At 49.9% G+C, this 16,072-nt stretch carries 15 protein-coding genes and 1 other annotated feature; of the genes, 6 read left to right on the forward strand and 9 right to left on the reverse strand.

Annotated features, from left to right (window positions below):
• Positions 1-186 precede the first annotated feature (186 nt).
• The 4 genes from gndA (at position 187) to AB3G37_RS10320 (ending at position 5,261) form a co-directional block, all read left to right on the forward strand.
• The gene (gndA, locus tag AB3G37_RS10305) at positions 187-1,596 is read left to right on the forward strand and encodes an NADP-dependent phosphogluconate dehydrogenase (RefSeq protein ID WP_369790611.1); all 1,410 of its coding nucleotides are present in this window, start codon (positions 187-189) and stop codon (positions 1,594-1,596) included.
• 207 nt (positions 1,597-1,803) lie between these two features.
• Positions 1,804-3,882: a DUF6311 domain-containing protein gene (locus tag AB3G37_RS10310; protein WP_369790612.1), complete on the forward strand. Its 2,079-nt coding sequence runs from the start codon at positions 1,804-1,806 to the stop codon at positions 3,880-3,882.
• A gap of 105 nt (positions 3,883-3,987) precedes the next feature.
• Positions 3,988-4,350, forward strand: a complete 363-nt coding sequence (locus tag AB3G37_RS10315; protein WP_369790613.1) for a GtrA family protein — start codon at positions 3,988-3,990, stop codon at positions 4,348-4,350.
• Positions 4,350-5,261: a glycosyltransferase family 2 protein gene (locus tag AB3G37_RS10320; protein ID WP_369790614.1), complete on the forward strand. Its 912-nt coding sequence runs from the start codon at positions 4,350-4,352 to the stop codon at positions 5,259-5,261. The genes AB3G37_RS10315 and AB3G37_RS10320 overlap by 1 nt, the downstream gene beginning before the upstream one ends.
• 106 nt (positions 5,262-5,367) lie before the next feature.
• Here the strand turns inward: AB3G37_RS10320 and hisIE are convergent, their stop codons facing one another.
• The 8 genes from hisIE to hisG are packed head-to-tail and all read right to left on the reverse strand — an operon-like array spanning position 5,368 to position 12,544.
• Positions 5,368-5,982, reverse strand: a complete 615-nt coding sequence (gene hisIE / locus AB3G37_RS10325; protein ID WP_369790933.1) for a bifunctional phosphoribosyl-AMP cyclohydrolase/phosphoribosyl-ATP diphosphatase HisIE — start codon at positions 5,980-5,982, stop codon at positions 5,368-5,370.
• Positions 5,983-6,026: 44 nt separating this feature from the next.
• A complete protein-coding gene (gene hisF / locus AB3G37_RS10330) occupies positions 6,027-6,800 on the reverse strand; it encodes an imidazole glycerol phosphate synthase subunit HisF (RefSeq protein WP_009636337.1) in 774 nt (257 codons plus the stop codon).
• Positions 6,782-7,519 carry a 1-(5-phosphoribosyl)-5-[(5-phosphoribosylamino)methylideneamino]imidazole-4-carboxamide isomerase gene (gene hisA / locus AB3G37_RS10335; RefSeq protein ID WP_369790615.1) on the reverse strand — a complete coding sequence of 246 codons (738 nt, stop codon included), beginning with the start codon at positions 7,517-7,519 and terminating at the stop codon, positions 6,782-6,784. Before hisA ends, hisF begins: the two co-directional genes overlap by 19 nt.
• Positions 7,520-7,524: 5 nt before the next feature.
• Positions 7,525-8,115, reverse strand: a complete 591-nt coding sequence (gene hisH, locus AB3G37_RS10340; protein ID WP_009636335.1) for an imidazole glycerol phosphate synthase subunit HisH — start codon at positions 8,113-8,115, stop codon at positions 7,525-7,527.
• Positions 8,115-9,197: a bifunctional histidinol-phosphatase/imidazoleglycerol-phosphate dehydratase HisB gene (gene hisB, locus AB3G37_RS10345; protein WP_369790616.1), complete on the reverse strand. Its 1,083-nt coding sequence runs from the start codon at positions 9,195-9,197 to the stop codon at positions 8,115-8,117. Before hisB ends, hisH begins: the two co-directional genes overlap by 1 nt.
• Complete coding sequence (hisC, locus tag AB3G37_RS10350; protein ID WP_369790617.1) at positions 9,194-10,327, reverse strand: histidinol-phosphate transaminase; 1,134 nt, start codon at positions 10,325-10,327, stop codon at positions 9,194-9,196. Before hisC ends, hisB begins: the two co-directional genes overlap by 4 nt.
• Entirely contained in the window at positions 10,327-11,640 is a 1,314-nt protein-coding gene (hisD, locus tag AB3G37_RS10355) for a histidinol dehydrogenase (RefSeq protein WP_369790618.1), read from the reverse strand. The genes hisC and hisD overlap by 1 nt, the downstream gene beginning before the upstream one ends.
• Before the next feature lie 4 nt (positions 11,641-11,644).
• On the reverse strand, positions 11,645-12,544 hold the full coding sequence (hisG, locus tag AB3G37_RS10360) for an ATP phosphoribosyltransferase (RefSeq protein ID WP_009636331.1): 900 nt from the start codon (positions 12,542-12,544) through the stop codon (positions 11,645-11,647).
• A 54-nt stretch (positions 12,545-12,598) separates the two neighbouring features.
• Positions 12,599-12,722: a sequence feature (His leader region), on the reverse strand.
• Positions 12,723-13,111: 389 nt separating this feature from the next.
• Here hisG and AB3G37_RS10365 point away from each other — a divergent pair.
• Positions 13,112-13,945 carry an SDR family oxidoreductase gene (locus AB3G37_RS10365; RefSeq protein WP_369790619.1) on the forward strand — a complete coding sequence of 278 codons (834 nt, stop codon included), beginning with the start codon at positions 13,112-13,114 and terminating at the stop codon, positions 13,943-13,945.
• A gap of 108 nt (positions 13,946-14,053) precedes the next feature.
• Positions 14,054-14,833, forward strand: a complete 780-nt coding sequence (locus AB3G37_RS10370; RefSeq protein WP_369790620.1) for an ABC transporter ATP-binding protein — start codon at positions 14,054-14,056, stop codon at positions 14,831-14,833.
• Positions 14,834-14,921: 88 nt separating this feature from the next.
• Here the strand turns inward: AB3G37_RS10370 and AB3G37_RS10375 are convergent, their stop codons facing one another.
• The gene (locus AB3G37_RS10375) at positions 14,922-16,046 is read right to left on the reverse strand and encodes an NAD(P)/FAD-dependent oxidoreductase (protein ID WP_369790621.1); all 1,125 of its coding nucleotides are present in this window, start codon (positions 16,044-16,046) and stop codon (positions 14,922-14,924) included.
• Between the last annotated feature and the right edge of the window lie 26 nt (positions 16,047-16,072).

Genomic DNA, 16,072 nt, shown 5'->3' on the forward strand with positions numbered 1-16,072 from the left:
CTGTACTACGCTGTATTGCACCTACAAAATATTTGGTTGCGATAGTTATGGCTGCGATAGGTACACCCTCAGTCATTCTGATGTACAATGCTTGGGTTCATTTGTATGGCGCGGTGAAAATAAACCTACTAAGAACAGGGGTTTGAGCCTCACCGGGCTATCAACTATTTCTGACAGGAGTTGCTAATGTCCAAACAACAGATCGGCGTCGTTGGTATGGCGGTAATGGGTCGTAACCTGGCGCTTAACATTGAAAGCCGTGGTTATTCCGTTGCTATTTTTAACCGTTCAAGCGACAAGACTGATGAAGTGATCGCTGAAAATCCGGGTAAAAATCTCGTTCCACACCACACCGTCGAAGCGTTTGTTGAGTCACTGGAAAAACCACGCCGTATTCTGCTGATGGTGAAAGCAGGTGAAGCGACAGATAAAACTATCGCCTCCCTCACACCACACCTTGATAAAGGTGACATCCTCATTGATGGCGGCAACACCTTCTACAAAGACACCATCCGTCGTAACAAAGAACTGTCTGACCAAGGCTTCAACTTTATCGGTACCGGTGTTTCCGGTGGCGAAGAAGGCGCACTGAAAGGCCCTTCAATCATGCCTGGCGGTCAGAAAGAAGCGTATGAACTGGTTGCACCAATCCTTGAGCAGATCGCTGCTCGCGCTGACGACGGCGACGCTTGCGTAGCTTATATCGGTGCTGACGGTGCTGGCCACTACGTTAAAATGGTTCACAACGGCATCGAATACGGCGACATGCAGCTGATCGCTGAAGCTTATTCTCTGCTGAAACAGTCCCTGAACCTGAGCAATGAAGAGCTGGCTAGCACCTTCGTTGAGTGGAACAAGGGCGAGCTGAGCAGCTACCTGATCGACATCACCAAAGACATCTTCACCAAGAAAGACGAAGACGGCAAATACCTGGTTGATGTGATCCTTGACGAAGCTGCCAACAAAGGCACCGGTAAGTGGACCAGCCAGAGTTCTCTGGACCTCGGCGAGCCACTGTCTCTGATCACCGAGTCCGTATTTGCTCGTTACCTTTCTTCTTTGAAAGATCAGCGTGTTGCCGCTTCTAAAGTGCTTACTGGTCCTAAAGTGAAGGCCTATGAAGGCGAGAAAGCAGACTTCATCGAGAAAGTACGTCGTGCTCTGTACCTGGGTAAAATCGTTTCTTATGCTCAGGGCTTCTCACAGCTGAAAGCGGCATCTGACGAGAACAACTGGGATCTGCATTACGGCGAAATCGCCAAGATCTTCCGTGCGGGCTGCATCATTCGTGCTCAGTTCCTGCAGAAAATCACCGATGCTTATGAAGAAAACGCGTCAATCGCTAACCTGCTGTTGGCTCCTTACTTCAAAAACATCGCTGACGAATACCAGCAAGCGCTGCGTGACGTGGTGTCTTATGCCGTTCAGAACGGCATCCCGACGCCAACGTTCTCTGCTGCGATCAACTACTACGATAGCTACCGCAGCGAGTTCCTGCCAGCTAACCTGATCCAGGCACAGCGTGACTACTTCGGTGCACATACTTACAAACGCATCGATAAAGAAGGCGTGTTCCATACCGAGTGGTTGGAATAAATTTATTTGATAGGCTTTAGTGGATAGATATTTCCACTTAGTATAAAAACCAGGCTGATTTTAGCCTGGTTTTTTTTTAACTAATTTTCTCCCTAAATTAAATGATAATTGTCTTATTGACATTTACCTTTGGACACCATTGGTAGATCTATGTATTATTTGTTACAAACCTATAAATTATTATTATAAGTTTTCAAGGGCGGTAATATGTTGGAAAAAATCACCAATAAGGATGCATGCTTTGGCTTTATTATTTCGTTATTAATTGGGATAGCATTTTATTTTATTGTTTTTGGTAATGAGATACTAAATCCGATCCATATTTATTGGTTAGGACGAGGTGATTGGGCTCAAAGTTATTTAGGGTGGGAGTTTTTTAGAGAAATCCCTTGGAATTTCCCAATTGTTGGTTTATCCCCAAATTTTGGATTGGAGGTAAGTAACGCAATAGTTTATACCGACTCAAATCCACTTTTAGCTATTATTTTTAAATCTATTTCTAGATGGTTACCAGTAGATTTTCAGTACTTTGGGATCTGGATTCTTATTTGCTCGATACTACAAGCTGTTTTTTCCTGGAAAATAGTAGCAAGGTATTCGGAAAATACATTAATAAAATTGGCAGGGACTTTACTCTTGATGTTTATCCCTGCATGGATAAATCGAGTGGGACATTTAAATCTGATGGCTCATTTTTTCATCCTTGCAGCCATACTAGTGACCTTAGATGAAAAAAAGAGAGACAAAACTTTCCTTTGGGGACTGCTAATATGTTGTTCAATGCTTGTGCATTTATATTTAACCTTGATGGTATGCGTGTTCTGGATAGGTGCAATAATAAAAATATCTTCAGATAAAAAAGAAAATTTTTGGAGAATAATATTATCTAAGGTATTACCTATTTTTATCGCTATTGCTATTGTTAGCATAATGAGTGGGTATTTTACCGTTGCCAATGGTGCTGAGGGGGCAGGGTTCGGAGATTGGCGCGCTAATGTCTTAACACCATTTCTGGCAAATGGTTGGTCTGTTTATCTTAGCACGCATAATTTCTCTGATGGTGAAAGAGAGGGTTTCAACTATCTTGGTTTGGGACTTATTTTACTTGCATCATTGAATGTGATAAATATAACGCGTTATTTTTCCTCAGGAAAACTTAAAAATAAATTATTTTTAATATTGCCGGTTGTGTTTTTTATATTATTTTCATTTAGTAATAAAGTAGCATTGGGGCCTTATGTTATTCATTATCCGCTCCCATCGTTTATTCTTAAAATCGCTTCGGTTTTCCATGCATCCGGTCGCTTCTTCTGGCCTGTAACTTATCTGTTTGTGATTTTTATTATTAGTTTGACAGTGAGAAATTTCAGCAAAAATAATGCTGTTATTATCTTGCTACTTTGTACTGCACTACAAATTTATGATACTCATAACGGCTGGAGTGTAATTAAAAATCAATTTTCATATATTAAAAAATCAAGCTGGACGCCTAACCTAAAAAGTGATTTTTGGGCAGTAAATGCTAAAATGTATGACAAAATAAGGTGGGTGCCTTTTAATAATTCTTCTAAAGATTGGATGGATTTATCGTTTATTACTTTAAATGCACATAAAAAAACTAATGATGTTTACATGGCAAGATTTGATGTGCTTAAATCCGAGTCAATGAATCAGGATGTAATGAGAGGATTGTTAGATGGAAATTATCCCGCGGACACAATATATGTGATGGATCAGAATCTGCTCGATATGATTAGCGTCCGTGAAGGTGATGTTTATGCAAAAGTCGATGGGGTTTATGTTCTAGTACCCAATGCTAAAAATTGCTTAGCCTGTGAAAAGATTTATAATCCTTCTAGTATAAAAAAATCTAAGATATTTGATTTTACATCACTTGGTAAGGGTTTTAATTTATTAACTAACGGCTGGTCAATTCAAGAAGGCTGGGGGGTATGGAATGCGAGCAATAAAGCCTCCCTTCTTCTACCTATACAGGGTGGTAATCAAAAAATAAAAATAAAAATAACATATAACCCATTCATATCACCTAAAACTCCTGTGCAACGTGTCATTATAAAAGTGAATGGCGTCATACTTGCCAATGTTACAAACTCTCAGCCTACGGAAAGTAATTTGTCTTTCGTATTACCGACCATGTCAGACAGTACAAGTGAAAGTGTACTACTTGAATTCGAATTCCCAGATGCAATTAAAGCTTCGGATGTCTATTCTGATGGCGATGCCAGAAAATTAGCATTTGGCATAAAGAAAATCGAAATTGAGTAATCAGCAACAGAGGGAGTTCGCTCCCAAGTGGCTTTCTTTACTCAAGGTGAAAATAATCAACCTTGTTAAGAATTATTTATTTTTATTAAAGATGGATTGCTTCATATGCTAAAACTATTATTCAAATATTGTGTGGTGGGAGCGTTTAACACATTGTTGCATTGGTTAACTTTTGCCATTGTGTACAACTATTTGCATGCCTCACAGGCAATGAGTAACCTTGCTGGATTTTGCATCGCAGTCACTTTTAGCTTTTTTGTTAACGCTAAATGGACTTTCAATGCCGAGCATACAACTTTTCGCTATTTTATTTATGTTGGATTCATGGGATGTGTAGCCCTGGCTTTTGGATTCATCGCGGATGAAATGCAGTTTAATCCCTACATCACGCTGGTAGGTTTCACAATCACCAGCTTAGTCATTGGTTTCCTCTATTCAAACTTTGTAGTCTTCAGGGCTAAAGCATAATGAAAATTTCTCTTGTAGTGCCTGTTTTCAACGAAGAAGCGACGATCCAAATTTTCTATCAAGCAGTACGTGAATCCGAGGAACTGAAGGAGCATGAAGTAGAGATTGTTTTTATCAATGATGGCAGTAAAGATGCTACCGAGGCTATGATCAACTCCCTGGCATTGGCTGATAAGCATGTTCAAGCTCTTAACTTGACTAGAAATTTTGGCAAGGAACCGGCCCTGCTGGCTGGACTTGAACATGCAACGGGCGATGCAGTTATCCCCATTGATGTCGATTTGCAGGATCCGATTGAAGTAATCCCGCGTTTGATCGAAAAGTGGCAAGCCGGTGCCGATATGGTTCTGGCAAAAAGGGCAGATCGTACCAGCGATGGTCATCTTAAAAGAAACTCTGCTCTGGTGTTTTATAAGTTACACAATAAAATCAGCAACCCTAAAATTGAAGAAAATGTCGGTGATTTCCGCTTACTTTCTCGTGAGTTGGTTGAGAATATCAAGCAGTTGCCTGAGCGTAATCTTTTTATGAAAGGGATTCTGAGTTGGGTCGGCGGGCGCACTGAAATTATTGAATATAGTCGAGCGGGGAGAGTCGCTGGAACTTCAAAATTCAATGGATGGAAGTTGTGGAACCTTGCTCTCGAGGGGATTACGAGCTTTTCTACATTCCCTTTGCGGGTGTGGACTTATCTCGGAGTGTTTGTCGCCGCGTTTTCGTTTGTCTATGGCGGCTGGCTAATTTTGGACACTTTGGCATTCGGTAACCCTGTTAAAGGCTACGCTTCGATCATGGCCTCCATACTGTTCCTCGGAGGCATTCAACTGATCGGCATTGGCGTTCTTGGGGAGTATATTGGCAGGATCTATATTGAAACCAAGGGCAGACCAAGGTACATCATAAAAAAATAACAACCCGATGACGGTGGTTGAGCTTGAAGATGCCTCGCCATTTTCGATGAAGACTCAATTGGAATGCCGAGCTTAATGCTCGGCATTTTTTCACTTCCACACTACGTTATTTCGTATGTCTTTGACGCAGATTCTCGATCACGGTGCTGAAATCTAAATCTTGATCCTGTAGCAACACCAGCAGGTGATAGACCAGATCCGAAGCTTCGTTTTTCAGTTCGAAACGGTCATTGACCGTGGCGGCCAGCGCGGTTTCAACGCCTTCTTCACCTACTTTTTGTGCGATACGCTTGGTGCCGCTGGCGTACAGGCTAGCAGTGTAAGAGCTGTCCGGGCTGGCGCTTTTGCGCGAAGCCAGCAACTGCTCGAGCTGATACAGGAAACCCCAGTCGCTGCTGGCAGGGTGGAAGCAGCTATTATTGCCTTTGTGGCAAGTCGGGCCGATTGGATTAACCAGAATCAGCAGCGAATCGTTGTCACAGTCCGGTGTAATACTCACCACGTTCAGGAAGTTGCCGGAGCTTTCACCCTTGGTCCACAGGCGCTGCTTGGTGCGAGAGAAAAATGTCACCCTGCCGCTGCTTTGCGTCACATCAAGCGCCTGCTGATTCATGTACCCCATCATCAACACTTCGCCTGAAACGGCATGCTGCACAATGGCCGGCATCATGTTATCGGTCTTTTCCCAGTCAAGCTGAGCCAGCTGTTCGGCCGTCAGCATCAAAGGTTCTTTCAGCGTTTTTACTTCATCAAATTCTGGAATGCTCACAAGCGGATCTCCACGCCTTGTTCGGCAAGGTAGCGTTTCAGCTCACCGATATTAATAATTTGTTTATGGAATACGGAAGCCGCCAGCGCGCCGTCTACGCCCGCCAATTTAAAGGCATCTAAAAAGTGCTCGCGAGTTCCGGCACCGCCCGAGGCGATTAGCGGAACGTTGCACACTTCGCGGACCAGATTCAGCTGTCGCAGATCGTATCCGTTGCGCACGCCGTCCTGATTCATCATGTTCAACACGATTTCACCCGCGCCGCGTTGTTGCACTTCTTTAACCCAATCAACTGTCTGCCAGGTTGTCACTTTGGTGCGTGCTTCGTCGCCGGTAAACTGATGAACGTGATAGCTGCCGGTTTCGGCATCGTGCCAGGTATCGATACCCACCACAATACACTGTACGCCGTAGCGATCGGCAAGACGGCTAATCAGCGTCGGGTCGGCCAGCGCAGGGGAGTTGATGGAAATCTTGTCCGCGCCGAACTCTAAAATTCGGCCCGCGTCTTCAATGCTTTTAATTCCGCCCGCCACGCAAAATGGAATATCAATGACTTCGGCAACGCGAGAGATCCAACTTTTATCGACCACGCGACCATCGGACGAGGCAGTGATATCGTAGAACACCAGCTCGTCGGCGCCTTCTTCGGCGTAACGCTTGGCCAGCGGCACGATATCACCAATGATTTCGTGGTTACGGAACTGCACGCCTTTGACTACCTGACCGTTTTTGACGTCAAGGCAGGGGATTATCCGTTTTGCCAGCATGAGATTGCCTCCGATACGTTAAATTTGCCGTCGAGCAGCGCACGACCAACGATCACCCCTTTTACGCCGCTGCCGCGCAGGGCGGCAATATCATCCAGACTGCCGATACCGCCGGAAGCCTGAAACGCGACCTGTGGGAAACGTTGGCAAACTTCGCGATAAAGTTCGACATTGGAACCCGCTAAAGTACCATCGCGGGAAATGTCGGTGCACAGTACGTGTTTCAGGCCAAACGGCAGAAACTGTTCAACAACCTGTTCCAGCGTGGAATCTGAATTTTCCTGCCAGCCGCTGACCGCCACGTGCTTGTTGCCGGCGTCGTCGATGCGCACGTCCAGCGCCAGCACCAGCGCATCGGCACCAAAGCGGGTGAACCACTGCTGCACCAATTCCGGGCTTTTGACCGCCGTTGAACCGATCACTACGCGAGAAACACCCGCATCAAGCAAAGCCTCTACATCTTGCTCGGTACGAATGCCGCCGCCAACCTGCACGGGTACGCTAACGCCCGCAACCAACTGTTTAAGCAGAGGAATCTGGCGCGCAGCCGGATCTTTGGCTCCGGTCAAATCAACAAGGTGCAGCACTTCGGCACCCTGCGCCTGATAATCTTGCAAACGTGGCAAAGGCGAATTGCCGTAATCACGCTGCTGTCCGTAGTCGCCCTGATGCAAACGCACCACGCTGCCCTCGATTAAATCCAAAGCGGGGATAATCATGCTGCTTACATCTCCAAAAAGTTTTTCAACAACTGTGCGCCTGCGGCACCTGAACGCTCAGGGTGGAACTGCACGCCGAAGAAGTTATCTTTCTGTACCGCCGCGCTGAACGAGTCGCCGTAAAGCGTCTGTGCGATAGTGTTTTCACATACCGGCATAGCGTAGCTGTGCACAAAATAGAAATAGGCGTTTTCGTCGATGCCACGAAATAGATGATGACCGGCTTTGGCCGCGACCTGATTCCAGCCCATGTGCGGTAATGGCAGTCCGCGATCGGCCATTTTGGCGACGGGCGTCTCAATAATATCCAACATATTGATACCGCCGCTTTCCTCACTGGATGAGGCCAGCAGCTGCATGCCGAGGCAAATACCCAGCACCGGCTGAGTGCAGGCCTTGATCAGTTCAACCAAGTCGCGCTCGGTGATTTTATCCATCGCCGCCTGCGCCGTGCCGACGCCCGGCAGAAACAGTTTGTCGGCTTTGAGCACCAGGTCAGAATCGCGGCTAACCACCGGTTCATAGCCTAAACGCTTGACCGCCGCCTTGACCGAAAACAGGTTGGCGCAGCCGGTATCAAGAATAACGACGTCCATTAGAGCACTCCCTTCGAGCTCGGCAGGGTGTTGCCATCAACGCGGATGGCCTGACGCAGAGTGCGGCCAAAGGCTTTGAACAGGCTCTCGACGCGGTGGTGATCGTTTTTGCCTTTGGTTTTCAAATGCAGCGTGCAACCCATGGCGTAAGACAGCGAGCTGAAGAAGTGCTCAACCATTTCGGTGCTTAGGTCGCCCACGCGTTGATAGCTGAACTCTGCTTTATATTCCAGATGCGGGCGGCCGGAGATATCCAGCGCGCAGCGTGCCAGACATTCGTCCATTGGCAATACGAAACCGAAACGTCCGATGCCGCGCTTGTCACCCAACGCCTTGTTCAGCGCTTCACCCAGAGCCAGGCCGGTGTCTTCTACCGTGTGGTGATCGTCGATATACAAATCACCTTTAACTTCGATGTTCATACGAAAACCGCCATGAGTGGCAATTTGATCCAGCATGTGATCGAAGAAGCCGACGCCGGTCTTGATTTTACTGCCGCCTTCGCGGTCGAGCCAAACGTCAACGTCGATAGCCGTCTCGCGGGTCACGCGGTTTACTTTGGCATGACGGTCGCGCTTGGTCAGCTGCTCGGCAATCTTCGCCCAGCCCAGCGTGTCGCGCTGATAACGCAGACCGGCAATACCCATGTTCTGCGCCAGCTGAATGTCGGTATCGCGATCGCCAATCACGTAGCTGTTAGTGACATCAAGCACGCCACTGTCAAGATAGTTTTGCACCAGCCGAGTTTTAGGCTTGCGGCAGTCGCAGTTGTCGGCAGGCAAGTGCGGGCAGATCAGCACATCGTCAAACACTACGCCCTGAGAGGTCAGCACTTGCATCATCAGGTTGTGCGGCGGGTCAAACGTTTCCTGCGGGAAACTTGAAGTGCCCAGACCGTCTTGATTGGTTATCATCACCAATTTAAAACCGGCGGTCTGCAGAGCAAGCAGAGCAGGGATCACTGCTGGCTCAAACGCGAGTTTATCCAGCCTGTCGACCTGAAAGTCTTCCGGCGGCTCAGAAATCAGCGTGCCATCACGATCGATAAAAAGGATTTTTTGACTTACAGGGGTCTGGCTCACATAGGCTCCTTGCTGGCGCTGCTGTTTTGAAGAACAGATGAAGTGGCGCCCGGTAATGGACGTAATGCGTCAATGACGCGCTGGCATTCCTGACGGGTGCCAATGGTAATACGCAAGCAGCCGGAAAGGCTCGGTTGCTTGTTCTGATCACGCAGGATAATACCCTGATCCCACAACGTTTTAAACACGCTGCTCGACGCGGTAAAGCGCACCAGTAAATAGTTGCTCTCACTGGTAAATACCTGCTCGACGCAGTCACAGGCATCCAGCTCCTGCGTTAACCACTGACGAATGCTGGTCACTTCTGCAACGCGCTGGCGCATCGCGGCGAGACCTTGCTCACTCAACGCCTGCGCGGCGATATCTGCCACCGGCGTTGACAGCGGGTAGGGCGCAATGACTTTCATCAGCACTTCAATCAGCTCTGGATTGGCAAGGGTAAAGCCACAGCGCAAACCGGCCAGCGCAAAGGCTTTTGACAGCGTGCGCAAAATAGCCAGATGCGGATAATCTTTTAACCAGCCTGCCACGGTCGCCTGCGGGCAAAACTCGATATAGGCTTCGTCAACCGCAACAATGGCTTTGCCGCGAGTCGTTTCCAGCAGCGAACGGATGTCTTGCGGATTGATTAAATTGCCGGTCGGATTGTTCGGGCTGCAAACATACACCAGCTTAACGCCGTCCAGTGCCTGTTCGATAGCCGGTAAATCCAGCTGCCAGTCCTCTTTGGCCATCACGGTACGGCCTTCCACGCCAAAAGTTTCGGCGCTGACGCTGTACATGCCATAAGTCGGCGGGCAATAAAGGATGGCGTCTTTGCCCGGCTCGCAGAAAGCGCGGATCAGCAGTTCGATGCTTTCATCGGCTCCGCGACACACCAGAACCTGTTCGGGCTGCACGCCAGCATAGGCGGCATAGCGACGGATCACTTCTACCGGCTGGCATTCAGGATAGCGGTTGAACGTTTGCGCGGTGAGTTGAAAATCAGGGGCCAGCGCATACTCGTTGGCGTTAAGCCACACGTCACCTTTGCCGCCAAGACGACGAGCCGACTGATAAGGCGTCAGCTGCTGGACGTTTTCACGTGCCAGCGCGACCACAGAAACGCTTTTGTTCGAAGTCTCACTCATTACTTACGCTCCATCAGGGCGGCAACGCGCAGGGTAACCGCATTTTTGTGTGCGGTCAGCTGCTCGGCCTGGGCCAGAGTTTCAATAGTCGGTGCCAAAGCCAGCAGGCCGGCAGGGGTCAATTGCTGAACGGTCATACGTTTCTGGAAATCCGCCAGACCCAGGCTGGAACAGGTCGCGGTATAGCCATAGGTCGGTAACACGTGATTGGTACCCGAGGCGTAATCACCGGCAGACTCCGGCGACCAGTCACCCAGGAACACCGAACCGGCGCTGGTGATGCTGTCGACCAGCGCTTCTGGCTCACGGGTTTGCAAAATCAAGTGCTCGGGGCCGTAGGCGTTGCTGATTTCGATACACTGCGCCAAATCTTTAGCTACGATCAGGCGGCTGCTTTCCAGCGCTTTACGGGCAATCTCGCTACGTGACAGTGTTTTTAGCTGGTTTTCTACCGCGACGGCCACCGCTTTGGCGATTTCAATATCGGGCGTCAGTAACACAACCTGCGAATCCGGGCCGTGTTCTGCCTGAGAAAGCAGATCAGAAGCCACGAAATCTGGCGTCGCGCCGGAATCGGCAATCACCAACACCTCGGACGGGCCAGCTGGCATATCAATCGCCGCACCGTTCAGGCTTTGACTAACCTGACGCTTGGCCTCGGTCACAAAGGCGTTGCCCGGTCCAAAGATTTTAGCCACTTTGGGTACACTTTCGGTGCCAAACGCCATGGCGGCAATCGCCTGCGCGCCGCCGAGCTGGTAAACCTCGGTCACGCCGCACAGTTTTGCAGCATAGAGGATCTCGTCGGCAATCGGCGGCGGCGAGCACAGAATCACTTTATTGCAGCCCGCGATGCGTGCAGGGGTCGCCAGCATCAATACGGTAGACGGCAGCGGAGCTGAACCGCCTGGAATATACAGGCCAACCGACGCAATAGGGCGAGTAATCTGCTGGCAGCGCACACCCGGCTGGGTTTCAATATCGACAATCGGCAGTTTCTGCGCGACGTGGAAAGTCTCGATATTACGCACCGCCACGGCCATTGCCTGCTTGACGTTGTCGCCCAAACGCGCTGAAGCCTGCTCGATTTGCTCGGCGGTCACGCGAATATCGCTGACGTCAGTCTTGTCGAAACGCGCACAGTATTCACGCAGCGCAGTATCACCTTCATTACGCACGCGAGTCAGAATTTCAGTCACTGTCTCGGTGATGCTGCCCGATGCGGCGATAGCAGGGCGAGTCAGTAACTCGCGGCGCTGCTGTTCGTCGCACTGTTGCCAGTCAATGGGGGTAGAGAAACCGTTGGCTTGCATCTTGTTACTCCATCATCTTTTCAATTGGCAGCACCAGAATTGAACTGGCACCCAGCGCTTTCAGTTTTTCCATGGTTTCCCAGAACAGGGTTTCGCTGCTCACCATGTGCATGGCAACGCGCTGCTTGTCGTTGGCCAGTGGCAAAATGGTAGGGCGCTCGGCTCCAGGCAGCAGGGCGATTATCTCGTCCAGCTGTGCGCTTGGTGCATGTAGCATGATGTATTTGGATTCGCGAGCCTGAATCACGCCCTGGATACGGGTCATCAGTTTGTCGATCAACAGCTGTTTGGACTGCGGCATTTCGCCGTCGCGCTGAATCAGGCACGCCTTGGAACGATAAATGACTTCATCTTCTTTCAGGCCGTTGGCTTCTAACGTTGCGCCGGTAGACACCAGGTCGCAAATCGCATCGGCCAGACCGGCACGCGGTGCCACTTCGACTGAACCGTTGAGCAGGCAAGACTTGAAGTCGAGTTTCTTGTTGTCGAAATACTGCTTGAGGATGTGCGGATAAGAAGTGGCGATACGTTTGTTGCCAAGGCTCTGCGGGCCTTGATAATCGAAGTCCAGCGGGGTGGCCAGCGACAGGCGGCAGCCGCCGAAATCCAGACGGCGCAGCGTGAAATAACGCGGATCTTCACCCTGAGCGCGACGGGCCAGCAGCTCTTCTTCCAGCACGTTTTCACCGATGATACCGAGGTCAACCACGCCGTCCATCACCAGACCCGGGATATCGTCATCGCGAACGCGCAGAATGTCGATTTCCATATTCTCGGCAAAGGCAATCAGGCGCTGCTCTTGCAGGTTGATTTTAATTCCGCAGCGCGCCAGCAGCTCTCGGGAGTCGTCGCTAAGGCGACCGGATTTTTGCATGGCGATACGTAAACGGTTTTTGTCTAACATAATGACCTCTGTCTTTAAAGTTTTGATTTAATTCGTTTTTAAAATCTTAAGGGTAAAAAAAAGCCCCCGGAAGAAATCTTCCGAGGGCTCACTGCTGCATTCTGCGCCACTGGAAGATCTTAAAAGTCTCCCAGCACCAATCTGCCTGAAAGACTAGTCAGGATGATGGTGATGATGGTGGTTAATCAGAATGTTCAGCATTTTATGTTTCTCTGTAATGGTTTTCATTCCTACCGCTGCTTTCAGCCATAGGTTTCTAAATCAGTTGCCAATTAACCTAAACCACCGTGCCCAGCTGCGCAACCTTTTTTTATCCTGATAAATAAATCTAATATCTTTCAGTATCTAATGAGCTTTGCGAATGAATTGTATAGAAGACCGGTAAGGACCTTTTGGGCGAATGACAGTAATCGCTTAAAAATCATTACATATTAGGCCGTTGTTTAAGGCAGAAGGCCGCGGTAGCCTGCTAAACTGATCGGCAAAGCCTGATAAAAATTCAGTCAGGGTTATCACTACGGCTGGTTTTTAGTCAGTGGTAAACAGAGAAACACACTGGAGAGCAGCATGAAGAAGGTATCGATAATTGGTTTAGGCTGGCTAGGTATGCCGCTGGCAGTTGCTCTAAGCGCCAAAGGATATAAAGTGGTCGGCAGTAAAACGACTCTCGACGGCGTTGAAGCTGCGCGAATGAGCGGCATCGAATGCTATCAGCTCAACTTCGCGCCGGGCGTGACTCTGGAGTGCGATCCCGACGATCTGGAAGTGTTGTTAAATGTCGATGCGCTAATTATCACTCTCCCCGCCAGGCGCACGCCCGAGGGCAGCGAGCTCTATTTCCAGTCAGTACAAATGCTGGTGGACAGCGCGTTGGCGCACAATATTGCGCGCATCGTGTTTACCAGCTCGACTTCGGTATATGGCGAAGGCAAAGGAACCGTGCGTGAAAACTCACCGCTGGAACCTGTGACTTCGGCAGGGGTCGTGCTTAAAGAGCTGGAAGAGTGGTTCCACAATTTGCCCAATACCTCGGTTGATGTGTTGCGACTGGCAGGACTGGTCGGCGCCGATCGTCATCCAGGGCGATTCCTGGCCGGTAAAACGGGCGTTAAAGGGGCAAATCACGGCGTCAATCTGGTGCATCAGGATGATGTCGTGGCGGCCATCCAGCTGCTGCTGAATCTGCCGCGCGGCGGACATACCTTTAATCTTTGTGCCCCCGCACATCCGGCAAAACAGCAATTTTACCCGCTGCTGGCCCGCCAGTTGGGCCTTCCAGAACCGACTTTTGCCGCTGAACCTGAAGATTCAAGGGGCAAACTGGTGGACGGCAGCCGCATCGTGAAAGAGCTCGGGTTCGAATATATTTACCCTGATCCAATCCGCATGCCGCTTAATTAAAGTGAACGTTTAAAACTCCTCGCGTTTAATTACAAAGCGCGAGGATATTGGCCCCGTTATTGCTTGTTTCTGTGACTTAATGGAGTGTTTAACAGGAGCAACGCGCCCATGATCCCACCTATCACGCTTTCGATGATCGACATCCGCAAATCTTTTGGCGAGCACGAGGTGCTGAAAGGTATTTCGCTGGATGCACGTCAGGGCGATGTGATTTCCATTTTAGGTGCCAGCGGCTCCGGTAAAAGTACCTTTCTGCGCTGTATCAATTTGCTCGAAACGCCCGACTCGGGCACCGTGGCGGTCGGCGGTGAAACCATCGTGATGAAGCGCGACAGTAAAGGCAATCAGTTGGCCGCCAGCCATAAACAGGTCGAACAGATCCGCTCGCGACTGGGAATGGTGTTCCAGGATTTCAATCTGTGGTCGCACATGACGGTGCTGGACAACGTGATGGAAGGCCCGCGCTACGTGCAGAAGAAAAGTCGCAAAGAGTGCATCGAGAAAGCTGAAGCTTTATTGGCACGCGTTGGGTTATTTGAGCGCAAAGACTTTTATCCGTCACAGCTTTCCGGCGGTCAGAAACAGCGCGTGGCGATTGCGCGCGCGTTGGCGATGGACCCAGACGTTATGCTGTTCGACGAACCGACTTCGGCGCTGGACCCTGAGCTGGTTGGCGAAGTGTTAAAGGTGATGCGTAGTCTGGCCGAGGAAGGGCGCACTATGCTGGTGGTGACTCACGAAATGAGCTTTGCCCGCAGCGTGTCTAATCAGGTCGTGTTTCTGCATCAGGGCGAAATTGACTGTAAAGGCACCCCTCAAGACCTGTTTGGCGATAACGGATCCCCGCGTTTTCAGCAATTTATTTCCAGTCATTTACAACCGGCTTAACAATCACTTATTTGATAAAAACAAGTTGAATAAACATTGGCCCGCCGACAAACGGGCCAATTGATTGGCTATGCCCGCTGCATCCCAATCAAGCATCAAACCTTTCTGGGCGGAAAGTCGAGAGCAGTGGGTGTTTTTGGCCGGTGGCGATTTCGCTGGCCAGCAGTTCGCCAATGATAAGCGCCAGCGTGGCGCCAGAGTGGGTGAAAGCGACAAAGCAGCCCGGCACGCCTGCCAGTTCGCCGAGCACAGGTTCACCATCGCCAGGAATAGGTTTCAGGCCAATCTTCCAGCTTGCCGCCTGCAGTTGCTCTGCGCCATTCAACACGTTGACCGCTTCGGCGACCAGTTGATTGACCACGGTTTCAGGAATGGAATATTCGCCGTTGGCGTCGCGGGTAATTGAAGATTCGTACCAGTCATGGTCCAGCGCCAGAGTTTTACCCGGATTAGGCCGGATGGCCACGCGTGGAGTGTTCATCACCACTTTACTGGTTTTCTCCAGCGGTTTGGTCAGTACCAGCATCGACAGCGGAGAATCGTTGGGAATGGTGACACCCAGCGGAGCAACGACGTCAGGGGTTTGTGGGCCACAGGCGACCAGCACAGTCTCGCCGCCAAAGGTCTCGCCGTTGTTGGTTTTAATGCCAATCGCTTTGCCGCCGGCATCAGTGACTACAGAAGATTTGCCTGCATGTTCAATCAGTTGGCCGTCGAGGCGATAAAACTCCTGCATCAGGAAATTAGCCAGATGCGGCAGACTGACCCATCCTTCACCCGGATTAAATAGCGCGGTTTCAGCAACGGCAGAAGCCGCGACCTGCGGGTCGATTTTTTCAACCGAATGTTTTCCTGTCAGATGGGAATCATAACCGTGCGCGGTCTCGTAATTGTAGCGAGCCAGCGTCTCTTGCTGCTTGTTTTCACCCCAAAAGAGGCCGCCGTCAAAACGCAGCCAGTCGCGGGAAGGGTCCTGGGCAAAAAGAGTACGATAGCGGTCGATTCCGGCCATGCGCAGCGCGTGATACTCCAGCGTGCGATCGGCCGCTGAGTTGAGCCAGGAAAGGGATCTTCCCGATGCGCCTGAAACCAGCTCGGCCTCGGTAATCAGCGTCACCTGTTGCCCACGGCGAAGCAAATGCACAGCAGTGGAAATACCAATAATTCCGCCACCTAGCACCACGGTGCTTTTTTTCTCGTTGTCCAATGACATAATTTATTAACCTTCTGTTTAATAAC

The organism is Rouxiella sp. WC2420 (genome assembly GCF_041200025.1).
GTDB lineage: Bacteria > Pseudomonadota > Gammaproteobacteria > Enterobacterales > Enterobacteriaceae > Rouxiella.

What these genes read in the sequence shown, in the direction of transcription:
- hisC (WP_369790617.1), bottom strand. Translation starts at nt 10,327, where the DNA reads ATGAGTGAGACTTCGAACAAAAGCGTTTCTGTGGTCGCGCTGGCACGT.
- AB3G37_RS10375 (WP_369790621.1), bottom strand. Translation starts at nt 16,046, where the DNA reads ATGTCATTGGACAACGAGAAAAAAAGCACCGTGGTGCTAGGTGGCGGA.
- AB3G37_RS10370 (WP_369790620.1), top strand. Translation starts at nt 14,054, where the DNA reads ATGATCCCACCTATCACGCTTTCGATGATCGACATCCGCAAATCTTTT.
- hisIE (WP_369790933.1), bottom strand. Translation starts at nt 5,982, where the DNA reads ATGCTGACGGCCGAACAGCTGGCTCAGCTTGACTGGGAAAAGACCGAT.
- hisD (WP_369790618.1), bottom strand. Translation starts at nt 11,640, where the DNA reads ATGCAAGCCAACGGTTTCTCTACCCCCATTGACTGGCAACAGTGCGAC.
- gndA (WP_369790611.1), top strand. Translation starts at nt 187, where the DNA reads ATGTCCAAACAACAGATCGGCGTCGTTGGTATGGCGGTAATGGGTCGT.
- hisG (WP_009636331.1), bottom strand. Translation starts at nt 12,544, where the DNA reads ATGTTAGACAAAAACCGTTTACGTATCGCCATGCAAAAATCCGGTCGC.
- hisF (WP_009636337.1), bottom strand. Translation starts at nt 6,800, where the DNA reads ATGCTGGCAAAACGGATAATCCCCTGCCTTGACGTCAAAAACGGTCAG.
- hisA (WP_369790615.1), bottom strand. Translation starts at nt 7,519, where the DNA reads ATGATTATCCCCGCTTTGGATTTAATCGAGGGCAGCGTGGTGCGTTTG.
- hisH (WP_009636335.1), bottom strand. Translation starts at nt 8,115, where the DNA reads ATGGACGTCGTTATTCTTGATACCGGCTGCGCCAACCTGTTTTCGGTC.
- AB3G37_RS10315 (WP_369790613.1), top strand. Translation starts at nt 3,988, where the DNA reads ATGCTAAAACTATTATTCAAATATTGTGTGGTGGGAGCGTTTAACACA.
- AB3G37_RS10365 (WP_369790619.1), top strand. Translation starts at nt 13,112, where the DNA reads ATGAAGAAGGTATCGATAATTGGTTTAGGCTGGCTAGGTATGCCGCTG.
- AB3G37_RS10310 (WP_369790612.1), top strand. Translation starts at nt 1,804, where the DNA reads ATGTTGGAAAAAATCACCAATAAGGATGCATGCTTTGGCTTTATTATT.
- AB3G37_RS10320 (WP_369790614.1), top strand. Translation starts at nt 4,350, where the DNA reads ATGAAAATTTCTCTTGTAGTGCCTGTTTTCAACGAAGAAGCGACGATC.